A 15,549-nucleotide genomic window follows, 5' to 3' on the forward strand; every position below is an offset into this window, starting at 1 on the left:
CAGAATCACCACCAGACACCGTAAAAGTGCTGCGCTTCCTGATCTAAGTTAATCAGGGTGCCTCGAGAGCGATGCCTCGCACTGCTTGGTAATTGCATCTAACACCAACTCTTGATCAGGGTCCAGAATATTCGTTGCGGTCCAGTTTATTATGTGGTTGTCAAAAAATTACATTAGACGGCCATGGACCAGTTCACGGACTTTGCTGACAGTCGCCTCATTGATGGTTGCATCTATTGTGGCGGGTTCCCTGACACCCGCGATCATGTGCCGTCGCGATCATTGCTCGACGCGCCGCTACCCGAAAACCTCCCCGTTGTAGGGGCGTGCAGAAAATGCAACAACGCCTTTTCCTCAGATGAGGAGTATTTTGTATGTCTACTTGAAACCGTTCTTCGAGGATCGACCGATTCAGTGCAGCGGCCATTGGTGGGCCGTATCTTCCGGCGAAGTCCTGCATTGCGAGCCAAAATTCAAGCCGCCCGGCAGGAGCGAGATGGTCAAGTCATCTTTGCGATTGAAGCGGATCGAGTCAAAGTCGTCCTTCTGAAGCTTGCCCGCGGCCATGCTGCGTATGAACTCAGCTCAGTGTGCCGCGGGGAGCCAACAGTCTTTTCCTGGGGACCGCTTGCCTTGCTATCGGAGGAACAACGCGAGTTTATTGAGGATGTTCACGTGCCAGAGCTGTACCCGGAGATTGGATCACGTGCTATGCAGCGCATGGTCGTCGCTCAATTTACGTGCGCCGGACTAGACGGGACGGAACGGCAGAATAACGCGCTCCTTATCCATGACTGGTTAGAAGTTCAGAAAGGGCGATATAGATATATAGCGTACGAAGACTATTCCGGTGTTCAGGTGAAGATCGTGATCGACGAATACCTTTATTGCTATGCAAGCTGGGGGGAAGCGTGAAGTCGTCTAGCGAAGGCTGCCCATCGAACAGCCGACAGCGGTTGGGGTACGCCGCCGAAGTAGATGAAGGCCTGACGCAGACATCCGAACCAAGTGTCGGCGCGCTCATCGGTGGTGAACCGCACCCAGCTCGAACGGCTGTATCCCAGCGTGGCGACAAAGGCCATCAAGGGATCACGGCCGCGCCGGATGTGGGTGAAGTCGGCCTGCATCCGCTTGCCAGGCGGGGTCTCGAAACGAGCGACCGGTTCAGGCTCCTGGTGCTTGTAGCTGCCAAGAAACTCCTTGAGCTGCGTTACACCACCGGGGTAGCCCAGCTCTTGAATCTCCCGCAGCAGCACGGCTGCTGGAATCCAGTGCGGCCGGGCCGCCTCGATGCGCCCGTGCAGATAGTCCTTGTACGGATCCAGCTTGGTGGTCCGTGCCTCGCGGGGCTTGTACTGCTGGGCATCAGCCTCACGCAGATACCGCCTGATCGTGTTGCGTGAGTAGCCCGGCTGCTTGGCCATCTCCCGAATGCTGACGTCGCGACGCGCCATTACCTTGATCTCCACTGCTTGCCCTGAGTCAACATTGTCGGCGGCCAAAAGGCCGCCATCATTGCCCAGGTGGGTCAGATTTACTCCGGCGCGGTGGGTCAGTATGATCCTAACCCAGTTTTTAGTACCTGTGGATTCAGATGGTCAGTGCAACGCCCTATTGAAAGCCTGATGGATAGAGGTGTGCAATGGTCAGCATTTACGGTGCCATGACTACGGAGAGGAAGTCTAGGATTTGGGAGCTATGGTGCAAGGGGACCCCGATGAGCTCCATTGCGCGCGACATATCTAAGCCTCCTGCGACTGTCTTTTCATATCTCCTGTACCACGGAGGCATCTCGCCTAGGACCAGGACGCGCCGTGCCAAATGCCTGTCAGCAGAAGAGCGCGAGTCGATCTCTCGAGGGTTGGCCAGTGGCGCAAGTTATCGAGCTATTGGTCGCCAGTTGGGCCGCTCAGCATCGACGATCTCGAGAGAGGTCGGCCGCAATGGCGGACCAGAGGAGTACCGAGCGTACGATGCTGAAAAGCAGTTCTTGAAGCGTGGTCTGCGACCGAAGCCTTACCTGCTGTCCAGTGAACCGGAGCTGCGCGGTATCGTGATACGCCTGTTGGAGGCTGACTGGTCGCCAGAACAGATTTCAGGATGGCTGAAGCGTCACTCTCCTGACGGAAAGATCATGTGTGTTTCGCACGAAACAATCTATCGATCGCTGTTTGTTCAAGCCTGCGGCGTACTGCGTGAAGAACTAAAAAAGCACCTACGGACTCAGCGAATGTTCCGCCATGCCAGACCCCATCGGGCGGCCATTTCAGGCGGCATTCCCGACTGCATCTCAATTCGTTCTCGTCCTGCGGAGATCGAAGACCGCGCATTGCCAGGGCATTGGGAAGGCGATCTTATTTCGGGAGCAAATCAGAGCGCCATTGCCACGATCGTCGACAGAAGCACGCGGTTCACCGTGCTTTGCAGGATCGAAGACAAGCGGGCCGAAACCGTCACTCGAGAACTTGTTGAGCAGATGCGCCAGCTTCCTGCTCAACTAAGGAAAAGCCTAACCTGGGACCGCGGGGTTGAGTTGTCAGCGCACAGGCACTTTAGTATTGCCACCAATATGGTCGTTTACTTCTGCGATCCGGGCAGCCCCTGGCAGCGAGGCACCAACGAAAATACGAATGGCCTGCTACGCCAGTACTTCCCAAAAAGAACAGGCTTGGCAAACTATACGCAGTGCGAGCTTGATGCAGTTGCCGCTAAGCTAAACTCCCGGCCCAGAAAAACGTTGGGATTCAAGACCCCGGCTGAAGCGCTGGACGCAATGTTGCACTGACCGTCTGAATCCACAACAACGCTTTTGCGGGGGGATTACCGGTCGACTAGGGCCGAAAGGGCCGAAAGGGCCCTTTTTGCGTCTTCAAGGCTCCGTTCTGCTACGTACTCTTCGGCGCGGACACTTTCCATATGACTGTCCCACATGGCTTCTTGTCTCATACTCCCATCTCGGCGAGTGACGTTTGTTTCCGCCACAGACAAGCTTTTCTGCCTGGCGGAATCATAGGCGGCTTGTGCGGCTACCACTCGCGCCCGTGCCGTTTCAAGGGTCAGTTTCGATTCGTCTCCCACGATCACTCCTAGTATTGAGAAAACCTCATGTTAACGGACAAACATTTTTGCCATCGCGATTTCCGTTGAACGGCGCGCTTTTAGGGGGAAAATTTATTAGATGCGCGAGCTCAGTCTCACCAACTGGCAGCGAATGGCTGTCGAATTTCATCTAACTTTAAATCTCTCTACCAGTTGGTCTGTCCATCCCGGACACTGCGCTAAGTTTTTCTTCCGCTACCGCACCAGATAAGAGTTATCGCATGGCCCAACAGTCCGGCGCCAGCGACGGTGAATAGTGGAGTTCCAAACTGAATGACGTTTTCTCGGAAGAATTCCAAACTCAATGACACTTTGGTTCCAAATTAAATGGCTGAGATCGGGTAAGTTGTTGATTAGTAAAAGATCTGAATTCCATGCTCGCTGAACTTCGACAAGGGGGGTAAAACGGGGGTGGAACATAAGGATGCCAGCTGTCGAAAGTCATCCAACTTGGGATTTACGTCATCGAGTTTGGGAATCGAGGAGTTTCGATATACAAAGGCTGGCGCGGCCTCCAGCCGGATTTCGCCTCTGGAGGGTTCGATTTCCTGTGTCAAGTTCCGGGTGACGCGCCGTTCTCCCCGGAATGGAGCCTTTGCCTGCGTCTGGCGACGCGAGGCGCCTGACGGGCACACGACGCCCGCCTGGTTCGGTATTGGCCATGCATGCCGGATACAGCTGCCCAACGATGGGCGCTCTCGACTCACTCCGTTATTGGCAACGGGACGCTTCCGACCCGAAGCGGAAGTTGGTCCTTCTATACCTCGTTGCCAACGGTGCGTACGCCCGTGACACCCTTGATGGGACGAGAACGATTGCGATCGCTGCGTCGGCGCGTGGCCTCCCGCAGTTCGCTAGCGATCTGAGCGTGACGCTCCAAGTGCTTGGGATGTGGCTGCAATGCGGTATCTGTCGGCAAACACATCATCTTCCCCTGAAGCTTTCCGTACTCCGTATGCTGCAAAGCACTCGCGATTTCGACCTTCATTTCGCGATTGATCCACAGCAGACACAGATCGAAGAGCGTGTAAATATCCAAACGGGCACACCCCTGGCGCGGATCCTTGACGAGAAGATCTCGGTACGACGGGATGGTGTCTAAAGCTAGATTGCGACGCTCGCTCACGGCTCGCCGGAAGTCAATGATCTGGCCGACGGTCGACTCGATTTCACGTTCTCTACCGCTGCGGGCTTTGGCAAATGGAAGTAGGAAAGCTCAGGCCTTTGGCTGTGGCGTCGCAGAAGCGACTCAGCGCATTTTCGGATGTCCCGACTATCTCGGAATCGGGATATCCCGACTTTGATGCAAGTGCTTGGTACGGGGTTATCGGAGCATGCCAGCATGGTCCTTAACGACATCGCCCTAGTCGAGATAGTAGTGCGGTCGCTAAGCAACGATTCTCGAGCGTTACGCGGATGCTTTAGAGCGAGGCTCTTTTAACGGATTTCAAGAACTACTCCCAAATGAGTTGTTATATGCGGGAAAAGTTCGGGACTAAGAAGCTGCTCATTGATAGATCTGAAGTACCGAAGAAATAGATGGTCAAGCCGATTCTTCTCATCTGGGTACTTAACGAAATAGGGAGGAAGAATTCTGAATGTAATGCACTATTGTCAGACCGCCCCGATCGTCGAAATTTTATCCTTTAGAGATAGTTGCTCGGCAGTCGAGTGGAGCACGCGTGGATTCCTTCCGTAGAGTGGGGCGGAGGGGGAAGCAGGCAGTGTTTGATGACTTTCGACCGAAGTCCGTCTTCAGAAGTGGATTCGAAAATTTCGCCTCGGTGAGTCGATATCGTCGACCTGAGGTCCCGTTGAAAGCGGGGCTGTGCGGACAGTGCGGTGATGTCCGTTCCAATAGCGCCCCACCGGCGTCAATCAGTATCATTAAGACCATCCAGAACAAGACGAGAAGCAGGTAGGCCGATGAAAGATGATTTTTCCAAGGACAATTCTCCGGTTCATCGGCAGGCAGTGGGGGCGCTCGCGCGTGCCTCTACGCGTCCCGACATAAGCAGATTTAAAGAGATGCTCCGGCCAGCGGGCGTGTTGGCCAGCGAACGTATGGCAGCGGCCCTAAAACTGGGTAGATATGGAGATTTCGCTGGGCTGGCCGGGACCATCGAGGCTGCCAGGGCAGTGGCGAACAACCCGATGGTCGAGTACATCGAGAAGTTGAATCGTAGTTTCCTTCCCAAACTCCCCCACATGGAGCTATGGCAGCACGATTCGCTGGGAAAAATCCGAGATATTGTCGGTAGATGGGGAGGTCCCAGCCTTGCTCCCTGGCTCCAGTTGGACGCCTTGCATGGCCTTCGACGGCTGAACGACATCCTGCCAGCTGAGCAGCTGCAACGGTTTGAGTCCCTTGCCGCGAATGCAGTGTTTAACGGGATGGACGCAGCTTTCAGGGCTCGTATGCACAGCATGGCGAACTCCGCTCTGGAGATTCTCCGAAATTCCGATCACAACCATGCTTCGCAGCCGCTGCAGGAAGCGATACGCGAAATTGCGAAGGAGGCTGTTGCAGCGGAGTTGGCGGCGGCGAAGGCAGCTTCTACGTCAAGGGCAGCCGCTCCGTATCTGCCTCACCAGAAGGTCAGGCCGACAGTAATGGAGGTACTCAGCGTTATCTTCATGTTCCTGAGGATCCTGAATGAGTTGTGCCTTCTCGCTGGCAGTATTGCGCAACTGCCCTCTCCGGACGAAGTAGCGGAGGTCGCTCAGGAGTGGATGGAAAAGTTCGAAGAGCTTGTCGAGTCCCCGGAATTCTCTGCATCGGTAGCTCAAACATCCGCGTGCTGGACAGTGGGCGAGCGACATGTCGTTTTGCGGGAGCGGAACGGCCCGCGACGGTCGCGCGCGATCAGCGTCCTGCAGCCTGGCCAAGAAGTAATTGTGACCGAAACAAAAAAGGATTGGGCGAGAGTAGTGGTTGTGGCAGTCGATGCGGAGGCGGGCGCCGTAATCGAGGGGTGGGCGCTGAAAAAGTACTTTGAGACTACGTGCGGAAAGCGGGTGCTGCCAAAGTCCCCCGCTTTTTCGCTATTCAATACCTGAAGATCTCAGGGCCGTGGCCGAAATCTCGGCCGGCAGTGCAACTTAAAGCCACTTGCGGCCAGGGCGAAAGTGGCGGGACATGCCACCCAGCACGCAATGAACAGCGGCTGTCCGCCTGATCTGGACATGGCACCAAAGAAGCCTAGCGTACAAGCGTCTAAAAAGAACCAGATAACGGACCGCCGGGCGATAACCCCGCGCAGGTCGGCCAGTTAGCGGAACAGCAACGTAGCGATGTCACAGGAAATTTCCTAGAGAAGGCCAACAGATTGAGTTTGTGGTGCCTAGCAGGGAGCAGACCATAAAGAGCCTCAGGGTCAGCCAGGTGTCCAGATCTCCCAGCCAGGTTGAACGGCCCTGAAGTTCTGGGCTCGACGTGCCGTTATGGTATCTGAACGGCGGCGCTGGCATTCAGCAGCGCCGCCGAATCCACAACCCCGCACTGAGCCGCCGGCGCGTGGCATCGTTGCTTCCTCCCGGACCAGTGCGTTGAGAGCGTAAGCAACTCGGACGCATGCCGCCTGTCACACGATAAAAAATCAGCGTGATGCAGCTGTGATGTTGGTGCATATCTATTTTGGGCGGGCCACCCGACCCACACGGAATTTCTGACTGCTCGGTGGGCTACCGAACATCGGTAGCCCACCAAGTCGCAAGATATTCTAGGGCGTCGGGGTGCTTCTTAGCCGTCCGGGAAGCACTCTACCTCGAAGGGTATGCCAAGTTTGCTGAGGTCTGCCATGATCTCGGTCGAGAGGCCCAAATGGCAATGAAACTGGCCGTTTAAATGAATCTTCAAACGGAATTTACCTCCTGACTCGATCAGGTCCTTCACGTAGGGTTGCTTAGTGAGTAAGTGCTTTACCTTGTCCTCAGCAGTGGACGTGCCATCCTCTTCGTTGAGGCAGAAGGAAAAGGAACACTTCGTATCTTCGCGGATGCCTCCTAGTTTAAGGCCCGTTGGCGTGATGCGCTCATCCCCGGCAGACCACGAATTTCCAGGCGTCCAACCTAACGCTGAAATGATCTCCTCTGCCCGTCGAGACGGGTGACTGACGAAAACAATGACATTGATGGTGTAGTCGGTACTCAATCGCAACCTCTCTTATCTCGATCTTTGCCGCGGCGACCACTCGGCTTGCCGCTACCTGTGTAGCTCGAGGCCGGTCCTTCATTCGACCAAGAACCATCGGGGTGCTGGGGCCAGACATTACCATCTGGGTCAATGTAGACTTTGTCGGTTCCGCCTAAGTGGAGATCATTCTTAATTCTTCCGTGATCACCTGACCAAGGGGATTCATTGATAGGGATGGAGCCTGTCGGCGGATTCTTCGCATTGTTGTAAATGACATTGGCGCCGTATGCACCGGTGCCGATCGAGCCGCCGATCAACAGATCGGTTGCGGTGATCCTGATCGTAGCAGCAAATAATGGAATTAAGAATGCATACCGGCCGTCGGGATCAACGTACTTAAGTGGGTTGCCATAGGCATACCCGTATGTGTTTATGCCTCCAACGAGCCCAACGGGATCACTTTGAATATAGCGTCCGGTATCTGGATCGTAATCGCGGAAGTAGTTGTAATGAAGAGCGGTTTGCTGATCTGCGATTTGTCCGGGAAAGCGTAGTGGGACATCGGTCACGATGTTGCCGGCGGAGTCTATGCCGATGGCGTTGTCCGGATCACCGATACCGAAGGCATCACTCGTCCATCTCCACATGGCAGACCCATTGTCCCCCAGCGCTCGCCTCGGCGTGTCCAGGTGGTCATTTTGTAGGTACAGGATGTGGGTCTTGGCTGTGCCGCTGGCGTCATATTTAAAGTTAATCTGCGCCAATGGCCGTCCGTCAAACCATACCCAGGTTGAATGGCCGAGTTTTTTTCCCGTGGTGTCGACCTTCCTGAGTGTTGTTAGTTGGCCTTGTTGTCCGTACTCGTAGTATGTGATTTCCGGGATGCTATTGGTCAGGACTCGTTTCTCAATCCGCTGGCCCAAATGGTTGTATTTGAATTCAGCAATTTTTACATTCGCTGCGCTGTAGACTGCGTTCAGCCTGCCTGCACTGTCATAGGTGTAACGCTGCCCTTTTCCTTGGAGCAGGTTCCCGGCCGTATCGCTTGCAACGGGAGCGCCGTTAATCGAGGTGAGTAAATTACTGTTAGGAGAGTATCCGAGCGTCTGGGTGTCGATCAGGTTGCCCGTGGACGCGTTTTTGGTCAGCCGCTGTGTCCGGTTTCCAACAGAGTCCCAGGCGTAGGACTTAAGAATGTTCCCGGTGCGTTCTTCAATCAACCTATCCAAGGCATCGTATTTGTAGGAGGTGTTGCCGATTCCGAGGGACGATCCTGTAATGGAAACGACGTTTCCATTGGCATCAACGCTGCTGGCGACCGTTGCGGTTCCTGTTCGTTGTCCCTCGAGGCGCAGATTTTTGTCGTAGTAATTCTGAGTCGACGTGCCGTTGCCAAGCTGCATCGAATCAACTCGACCAGCACCTCGGTAGGTTATCCCTTGGGCGATGTATTGGGATGTGCCGTTGATATCGACTTTAATAGCAGTAACGTCACCAGCGGCATTCCTTTCATACGAAATTTTGAGATCGGACGTCTGCTCAGACAAAAGCTGGTTGTTGCCGTTGTAGGTGTACTGTTTGGAGTACGTGGTGGCTTGGTTTTCGGGTTTGTACCATTCCACTCGTAGATCGCTGTAATGGTCATATTCATAGCCTGTAGTACCATAATTTCCTGAAGTTACCGCCAGTTGACCTATATTCGATCCGGATTGAGTGTAGTATCCGAACATCATGTTTTCAGAAGGCGATGCTGGGTACTTTTTCTGAAAAAGTCGATTCAGCTCGTCGTACACAAATTCGGTGGTAACCCCGCGGGCATCTACCGATTTGATCAGATTAGCTGCCTCGTCGAAGGTGCGCGTCGTCGTGCCAGTATCGGCACTTACCAGCTTTGTGAGGTTGGCGTTGTAATCGTAAACGTAAGTGGTTTGGGAGCCTTTGGCATCTACCACTTTAGTGATTTGATCTGCCGCATTGTATTCATAGCGCGTCAGTCCGCCGAGGGCGTCTGTTGACGTAATTCGTCGATTGAGGGCGTCGTAGGTAAATTGAGTTTTATGGCCCTTTGGCGACGTGGTGCTAACTAAGTTGCCTACCACGTCGTACTCGAACTTTGTCACTCGGCCATTGCGATCCATTTCAGAGATAGCTCGACCCAGTTCGTCGAATTTGGTGGTCGTGGACGCTTCAGCAGCGGTGCCGGCAACGTTGAGGATAGTGGATTGGACGCGGTTCCCCATGCTGTCCAACGCAAAGCGTATTCGCTTGCCGCTGCTGTCGTCTTGGCCCACCAATCGCCGAGCAGGATCATAAAGATACTGGACCCAACTGCCGCCAGGATATGTGGTTTTGGTGAGGTCGCCCGATGCGTTGTACTCGTGGCGTCTGATCTTGCCTGCCCAATTGACAGTGGCCAGCCATCCTTCCTCGGTGTAGCTGAGAGTTGCTGTTCGGCCGTGGGGCTCTGTGACCAGTTCGGGTAATCCAAATTTGTTGTAATTGGAGTACTGCGTACGTTGTCCAATGGCGTCGGTGACGCTCGAAATATTGCCGGACGCGTCGTATTCGAAGGTTGTTACGTCGGTGACGTCCAACCTGGGACCATCAACACTCGCGAGCAAGCCGCCTGCGGTGTAGTTGTACTTCGTCGTCGAAGCGGCGCTTGCAGGGCTAGAGAAGGCAGATAAGACGGACAACGCGAGAGCGCTGATTGTTGCTTTCATAGAAACATCCATATGGATCTTATTTTTTTCTGAAGAAAGGGCAGATTCAAGGGAGGGGCGTACGCTGGTTGGGTCTGTGCTCAGCGCTTAATGTGCCCGCACACTTACTGCACCGAGACTTCCGTCACCTGTCCTTTTGCGTTGTAGCGATATTCCGTTTTCTTGCCCGGCTGCGTAATCGTGATGGGCTTCACTCCATCGGTGTCACGCTGAGTCGTGGTGGTGCGAGCGAGTGGCGTGCCCGCAGCTTCTGTGCGAGAGATTTCGAATCCCTGAGCGTTGTAGGAATATGTGGTCTTTGCTCCGTTGTCAGCGATCTTTTCCGTGAGCCTTCCTTGCGTGTCGTACTTGAACTGAGCGTTGCTCATGCCGCAATTGAGAGAGGGATGTCCGTCAACGCGAACGACGCGTTTCACGTTGTTTATGGTTTGGAAGACGTGAGTCGACTGTTTGCCCAGAGGATTGGTGACGACGGTCGTACCTAAGTCGTCATAGGCGAGGGTGGTCTTGTCGGCGCCATTTGCATGAGTGCTTGAAATGGCCCGCCCCCTAGCGTCATAGGTCCATGTGGACGACACTATCCCGCGTTCGTCGGTGATAGATGTGAGATGGAACGGCAGCCTGGAATCCTCGTAGCCATACGAGCGGCCTTTTATTTTTCCGCTGTAGTTGTACGTGACGCCAATCAGTCGCCCCCCCTTGTCGTATCGATAAGTGGCATTAATCCAAGCATTGCTTGCGCCGCTTAGTCGGCCAAACGCATCGTGATTCAGATGGAGGGTCTTCTGATAAATGTCGGTTACGGTGGTCGAGTTTCCGGAGTACGCGATGCTGTACCCATATCCGGTGTGTCCCATCCACTGAATCAAACGGCCTTTGTCGTCGAATCGTGAGATATCCTGATCGACATTCTTGTGCTCCCATCCAGTGCCGATTTTTCGCAGAGTGCCACTTTGAAAATTATTGAGCGGGGTATAGCTCCCGCCTTGATCGATGAACTTCAGCGTCGACCCCTCTGCCGTTTTCAGGCCGGCGTACGCACCTTCCTTCTTGATGTAGACCGAGTACGTGTGGCTCCAGTGAACAGCGCGTTGGCTGTTGTAGTAGCGCACTAACTCCAGCGTATTTCTATTGCCAATTGCGATATCCGTCTCTTCTTGGAATTTGTTGCCCGTGGCTATATTGATCGGATTTCCCGCGCAACTTTGGCTGTCGGGCTCGCCCAAGTTTTGCTCGGGGTCTTCGACGTCTTCTGGATACAGTCCCGTCGTTGGATGGATGGCTTGCCAATCTTCAAGGCTTATCATCTCCTCGGTTAACGGAATAGGCTCTTCAGGGCTGGGTAAGTCGTTGACGGGCTCCGTTGCCACAAACGGTCCGGAACTGTCCATGACGGTGCCGGCAGGCGGCGAAGTGGGCGGTGGTGTAGTGGGGGGAGGAGGAGCGTCGTCTGCGACGCTTTGAAGAGACGCCAAGCACAGAGAGGCGGTCAGTAAAAATGTGCGAGCCTTCATTCAAGTCCTTGCTGCTGCTGTGGAACATAAGCATGTAACGAATGCGGATAATAATAATTCTCGAAACGATTAGCAATAAAAACGTGGTTTGAAACCTTGATCGTTTCATCGCCGATTGAGTGAAGACGCCTCGCGTAAGCACTTGGTCCTTTAGGGCGGCATCTGCGGCGGGGTACGCAAGAGTCGCGAAACTGCGTTGATTTCTCGTGCCGGGTCTCGGTTGTTGGGCGTGAACACAACTCCGATGATGACAAAGCAGTAGTTGACTAGAATGTCCATCCTTCAAATGGAGTCCGACGTGGCCCAGTTCGTGTCGTCAAGCAATGCCGGGCCTCGTAAGCGGGATAAACCGAGGTATCACCAGCGTGGAATGGCATTGATCGTTGTGCTTTGGTTGTTGGTGGCGCTGAGTCTTGTCGCTACGCGTCTGGTGGCGACGCAACGTGCTGTCGTTCGGCAAACCTACGTTGAGTTGCAGCGTAGTCAAGCGTTGATTGCTGCCGAGGGGGGCATCGCGTTTGCAGTGCACCAGTTGCTGTTAGCTCCGGAGCGATTCGGCGCTAATGTCCAGCGGCACTCGACCGTTATTGGCGATGTCAAATTGGCGATGGTGATACGTAGCGAGCGCGGAAAACTCGATCTTAATACCGGGAGTCTGGATTACTTTGCCCGCTTTTTTCGAATGATGGGCGCGAGCGCTGATGAAGCGAACAAGTTGAGTCAGCAGATGCGCGAGGGGCGAGAGCGAGGAATCCCTTTGCAGCACCTTGAGGACGTACTCGCCCGCACATCCATGGATGCCCTTTTTTATCAACGCATTCTGCCGTACATCACAATATGGGGAGGAGGGAGTGTGCCCGACGCGGCATATGCGGACACAGTGCTTGTGCAGGCGCTTGATCTGCCGAAGCCGCACACGTCGGGAGACAATCCTGGCTCGGTTGTGGCTGTTGAGATCGTGGCAACACTCGCCAACGGTTTCAGCGCTGGGCTACTGGCGACAGTCTTGATAATCCCCGTGGAAAGCGAGGCTGGTGTCTTTCGTGTCTTGCGTTGGCAGGAGAATTAAACGAGGTCAAAAGTATCCAAACGTATTAATATTTGTTATCATTTGCCCCTTTGTTTCTATTTGCGTTCTGTGGAACGCTCCTTGAAGCTGGCGTCATGGACATCTCTGACACTCTTGTGGAGCATCTGCTCGAGAGTGGCAGCCTTACACGAGATGCCCTCTCGCAGATTGCGACCTTACGCGCTGAACAACCGCAGCACAGCGTATCTGATTGGCTGGTGCGTTTGGGCCTGGTTTCCGAAAGCCACCTGGCACTTTCTTGGGCGGCAGCGCTTGGCTGGCAGCGCTTTGACTTCACTAGTTTTTCCCCGCCAGAAACCCCTTTGCCGCCGCTCCCTCTGCGGTTTCTAAACCATCACTGCATTGTTCCAGTAGGGACATCGTTGGATGGCCGCCTGCAGGTCGTAGTGGCTCGTCCGGAAGCGGGCTACCCTTTGCAGGCGGTGGAATATGCCACCGGTCGGAAACTTGTTTCGTTAATCGGCACCCGCAGTGAGGTGGAGCGAGCGATCGAGACCCTTTACGGTCAAGGCCGTTCGGCGATGGGCGCGCTGGTGGAGCAGTTCGAAAGCCTCGACGGGCCGGAGAGTGTCGATCACTTGAAAGACCTTGCGTCCGAGGCGCCGGTCATTCGGCTGGTCAATCTGATCCTGCAGCGCGCTATGGAGTTGCGGGCGTCAGATGTCCATATCGAGCCATTCGAGAACCGGCTCAATGTCCGTTACCGAGTCGACGGACTTTTGCGAGAGGCAGAGTCGCCACCGGTTCGCTCTGCGGCGGCGGTGGTCTCTCGGATCAAAATCATGGCAAGGCTAGATATTGCCGAACGCCGTCTTCCTCAGGATGGGCGCATTGCGTTGCGCCTGGTCGGCCGCCAGGTCGATTTGCGGGTTTCAACATTGCCGACGAGTTTTGGTGAGTCAGTGGTACTTCGGATTCTCGATCGCGAAAGCGTAAACCTGGACTTCGTGCAGCTGGGGTTTTCAGGAGCCTACCTGGAAAGACTACTGTCCGCACTCGAACAGCCAGATGGAATTTTTCTTGTGACCGGCCCGACGGGTTCGGGAAAAACCACCACACTCTACACAGCGTTGGCCAGGCTCAATATTCCCCAGCGCAAGATCATTACGGTGGAGGATCCGGTCGAATACCAGCTCGAAGGAATCAATCAATTGCAGGTTAAACCTGCAATCGGGCTGGATTTTGCGTCGGCGTTGCGGTCAATCGTGCGCCAGGACCCAGACGTGATCATGATTGGTGAGATTCGAGATTTGGAAACGTGTCGTATCGCGATCCAATCTGCCCTCACGGGACATCTGGTGCTCTCCACTCTGCATACAAACAGCGCGTGCGCCAGCATTACCCGGCTGCTCGACATGGGCGCGGAAAGTTATCTGCTCGCGTCCACCGTGAATGGTGTCCTGGCGCAACGCCTTTTGCGTCGTTTGGATCCGGCGACGCGCGAAGCGTTTGAAGTCCCTGAGGCGTTGGTGGGTGAACATCGCCTTGACCGCTACACCTCGGAGCGGCCGATTCGCTTGTACCGCCCGAGGCCAGACGCAGCCGGTGATGGCTATCAGGGGCGAGTGGTCGTCAGCGAGTTGTTGCTTATGTCCGAGCGTATTCGAGCATTGGTGATGGAGCGTGCGGACAGCAACGCGCTGGAGCAGGTTGCCAGGCAAGAAGGCCTACGCACGCTGTACGAGGACGGGCTTCGTTTGGCTCTAGAGGGCGTGACGAGCCTGGAAGAGGTGTTGCGGGTAACCCGGGATGAAGGGAAGGAGTCTGCATGATCCCTTTTCGTTACCTGGCCATCGATGGTCAAGGCAAGCGTCAGACGGGGCAATTGTTGGCTGAGAGCAAGGCCGAGGCGGTGGCCCGACTGCAAGCGCAGCGCATGCTCATAATCGAACTGCACGTGTCTCAGGGGCGGTGGGAAACGCTATTTAGCAGCCCTCGAATTTCACAGCGTCAACTGGTGCGCCTTACCGAACAACTGGCCACGTTGCTTGACGCGGGCCAGCCTATCGAGAGCGTGCTCGAGTTGCTTGTCCGCCAAGCTGCACGGGGGCCGCAACGCGATGTGGTCGAGCGGCTGCTGGAGCAGGTCAAGGCAGGTGATCTGCTTTCAACGGCCTTGGCGCGCGAAGACCGTGTCTTCTCATCGTTTTACATCAGCCTCGTGCGCGCAGGCGAGGCCAGCGGGACGTTAAGTGAGTCCTTGGCCCATCTGGCCGAACATTTGGAACGCGCCCACGCCCAACGTACCGAACTGATCAGCGCTCTGATTTATCCAGCGTTTCTTGTGGCGGGCGTTTTGGGGTCTTTGGGGCTGTTGCTGGCCTATGTCGTTCCACAATTTGTTCCGATCTTTGCCGATTTAGGCATTGTTTTGCCGTTACTCACAAAGGCAGTTTTGTGGCTAGGGGAGTTGATGGAGCGTTGGGGCGTCGTCATGGCGCTGGTCGCCGCGTTTTCTGCCGGCTGCGTACTTGTCAGCCTGCGTGATAGGCGTCGGCGCGAGCGATTCGATGCTTCATTGCTGCGCTGTGGCGCCCTTGGATCATTTTGGCTTGCCGTAGACGTCGCACGGCTGGCGCAGGTGCTTGGCACGCTCCTGGAGAAGCGCGTGGCACTGCTCACCAGTCTCGATATCGCACGGCGAGTTGTCACCAACTACGCCATGCGAGCCGCGGTCAGCAAGGCGGCGCAAGAGACCAGAGAGGGGGCAAGTTTGGCGGACGCGCTCGCAAGGACCCGCGTTTTCCCCGAATTGGCCGTCCAGATGATCGGCGTGGGTGAGCAATCGGGGCAACTCGGCGAGATGCTACTGAAGCTTGCGCGCATTTACGACAAACAAAACCAGACGAGCATCAAGCGATTCATGGCAGCGCTCGTGCCCACCCTCACGCTACTGATGACTGCGATGGTAGCGCTGATCATGTTGGCCATATTGCTTCCGCTCATGAGCTTGACGAGCAATATATGAACCCTATGTACAAGGAACAA

At 55.1% G+C, this 15,549-nt stretch carries 11 protein-coding genes and 1 pseudogene; 7 read left to right on the top strand and 5 right to left on the bottom strand.

The annotated features are described in order from the left end of the window. Positions 1-183: 183 nt before the first annotated feature. A complete protein-coding gene (locus tag RAS12_RS26875; RefSeq protein WP_306943190.1) occupies positions 184-915 on the top strand; it encodes a hypothetical protein in 732 nt (243 codons plus the stop codon). Between the two features lie 41 nt (positions 916-956). Here RAS12_RS26875 and istA read toward each other — a convergent pair. After that, positions 957-1,489 (bottom strand): annotated as a pseudogene (gene istA, locus RAS12_RS26880) (IS21 family transposase); the annotation flags it as partial. Between the two features lie 153 nt (positions 1,490-1,642). Here istA and RAS12_RS26885 point away from each other — a divergent pair. Further along, positions 1,643-2,785, top strand: a complete 1,143-nt coding sequence (locus RAS12_RS26885; RefSeq protein ID WP_306943192.1) for an IS30 family transposase — start codon at positions 1,643-1,645, stop codon at positions 2,783-2,785. Positions 2,786-3,856: 1,071 nt separating this feature from the next. Here the strand turns inward: RAS12_RS26885 and RAS12_RS26890 are convergent. Then, entirely contained in the window at positions 3,857-4,225 is a 369-nt protein-coding gene (locus tag RAS12_RS26890; protein WP_306943195.1) for a hypothetical protein, read from the bottom strand. 74 nt (positions 4,226-4,299) lie between these two features. Here RAS12_RS26890 and RAS12_RS26895 point away from each other — a divergent pair, with 74 nt between their 5' ends. Next, positions 4,300-4,452 (top strand): tripartite tricarboxylate transporter substrate-binding protein, encoded by a 153-nt coding sequence (locus tag RAS12_RS26895; protein WP_306943197.1) that lies wholly within the window; start codon positions 4,300-4,302, stop codon positions 4,450-4,452. A gap of 573 nt (positions 4,453-5,025) precedes the next feature. Then, complete coding sequence (locus RAS12_RS26900) at positions 5,026-6,159, top strand: hypothetical protein (protein ID WP_306943199.1); 1,134 nt, start codon at positions 5,026-5,028, stop codon at positions 6,157-6,159. A 682-nt stretch (positions 6,160-6,841) separates the two neighbouring features. Here the strand turns inward: RAS12_RS26900 and RAS12_RS26905 are convergent. The 3 genes from RAS12_RS26905 to RAS12_RS26915 form a co-directional block, all read right to left on the bottom strand. After that, positions 6,842-7,252, bottom strand: coding sequence for a hypothetical protein (locus RAS12_RS26905; RefSeq protein WP_306943201.1), 411 nt, complete (start codon positions 7,250-7,252; stop codon positions 6,842-6,844). Beyond that, positions 7,249-9,957 carry an RHS repeat-associated core domain-containing protein gene (locus RAS12_RS26910; RefSeq protein ID WP_306943203.1) on the bottom strand — a complete coding sequence of 903 codons (2,709 nt, stop codon included), beginning with the start codon at positions 9,955-9,957 and terminating at the stop codon, positions 7,249-7,251. The genes RAS12_RS26905 and RAS12_RS26910 overlap by 4 nt, the downstream gene beginning before the upstream one ends. 104 nt (positions 9,958-10,061) lie before the next feature. Beyond that, positions 10,062-11,471 carry a DUF6531 domain-containing protein gene (locus RAS12_RS26915; protein WP_306943205.1) on the bottom strand — a complete coding sequence of 470 codons (1,410 nt, stop codon included), beginning with the start codon at positions 11,469-11,471 and terminating at the stop codon, positions 10,062-10,064. A 370-nt stretch (positions 11,472-11,841) separates the two neighbouring features. On the opposite strand from RAS12_RS26915, the gene RAS12_RS26920 reads away from it, so the two are divergent. The 3 genes from RAS12_RS26920 to RAS12_RS26930 all read left to right on the top strand — a co-directional run bounded on the left by RAS12_RS26920 (position 11,842) and on the right by RAS12_RS26930 (position 15,529). Beyond that, a complete protein-coding gene (locus RAS12_RS26920) occupies positions 11,842-12,540 on the top strand; it encodes a hypothetical protein (protein ID WP_306943206.1) in 699 nt (232 codons plus the stop codon). 95 nt (positions 12,541-12,635) lie between these two features. Beyond that, complete coding sequence (locus RAS12_RS26925; RefSeq protein WP_306943208.1) at positions 12,636-14,333, top strand: GspE/PulE family protein; 1,698 nt, start codon at positions 12,636-12,638, stop codon at positions 14,331-14,333. Then, the gene (locus RAS12_RS26930; protein ID WP_306943210.1) at positions 14,330-15,529 is read left to right on the top strand and encodes a type II secretion system F family protein; all 1,200 of its coding nucleotides are present in this window, start codon (positions 14,330-14,332) and stop codon (positions 15,527-15,529) included. Before RAS12_RS26925 ends, RAS12_RS26930 begins: the two co-directional genes overlap by 4 nt. Positions 15,530-15,549: the final 20 nt, after the last annotated feature.

The organism is Achromobacter seleniivolatilans (assembly GCF_030864005.1).
Classification (GTDB): domain Bacteria; phylum Pseudomonadota; class Gammaproteobacteria; order Burkholderiales; family Burkholderiaceae_B; genus Achromobacter; species Achromobacter seleniivolatilans.

Coding starts and splice junctions, on each gene's coding strand:
- RAS12_RS26920 (WP_306943206.1), top strand. CDS start 11,842: ATGGCATTGATCGTTGTGCTTTGGTTGTTGGTGGCGCTGAGTCTTGTC.
- RAS12_RS26875 (WP_306943190.1), top strand. CDS start 184: ATGGACCAGTTCACGGACTTTGCTGACAGTCGCCTCATTGATGGTTGC.
- RAS12_RS26915 (WP_306943205.1), bottom strand. CDS start 11,471: ATGAAGGCTCGCACATTTTTACTGACCGCCTCTCTGTGCTTGGCGTCT.
- RAS12_RS26895 (WP_306943197.1), top strand. CDS start 4,300: ATGGAAGTAGGAAAGCTCAGGCCTTTGGCTGTGGCGTCGCAGAAGCGA.
- RAS12_RS26925 (WP_306943208.1), top strand. CDS start 12,636: ATGGACATCTCTGACACTCTTGTGGAGCATCTGCTCGAGAGTGGCAGC.
- RAS12_RS26910 (WP_306943203.1), bottom strand. CDS start 9,957: ATGAAAGCAACAATCAGCGCTCTCGCGTTGTCCGTCTTATCTGCCTTC.
- RAS12_RS26930 (WP_306943210.1), top strand. CDS start 14,330: ATGATCCCTTTTCGTTACCTGGCCATCGATGGTCAAGGCAAGCGTCAG.
- RAS12_RS26900 (WP_306943199.1), top strand. CDS start 5,026: ATGAAAGATGATTTTTCCAAGGACAATTCTCCGGTTCATCGGCAGGCA.
- RAS12_RS26885 (WP_306943192.1), top strand. CDS start 1,643: ATGGTCAGCATTTACGGTGCCATGACTACGGAGAGGAAGTCTAGGATT.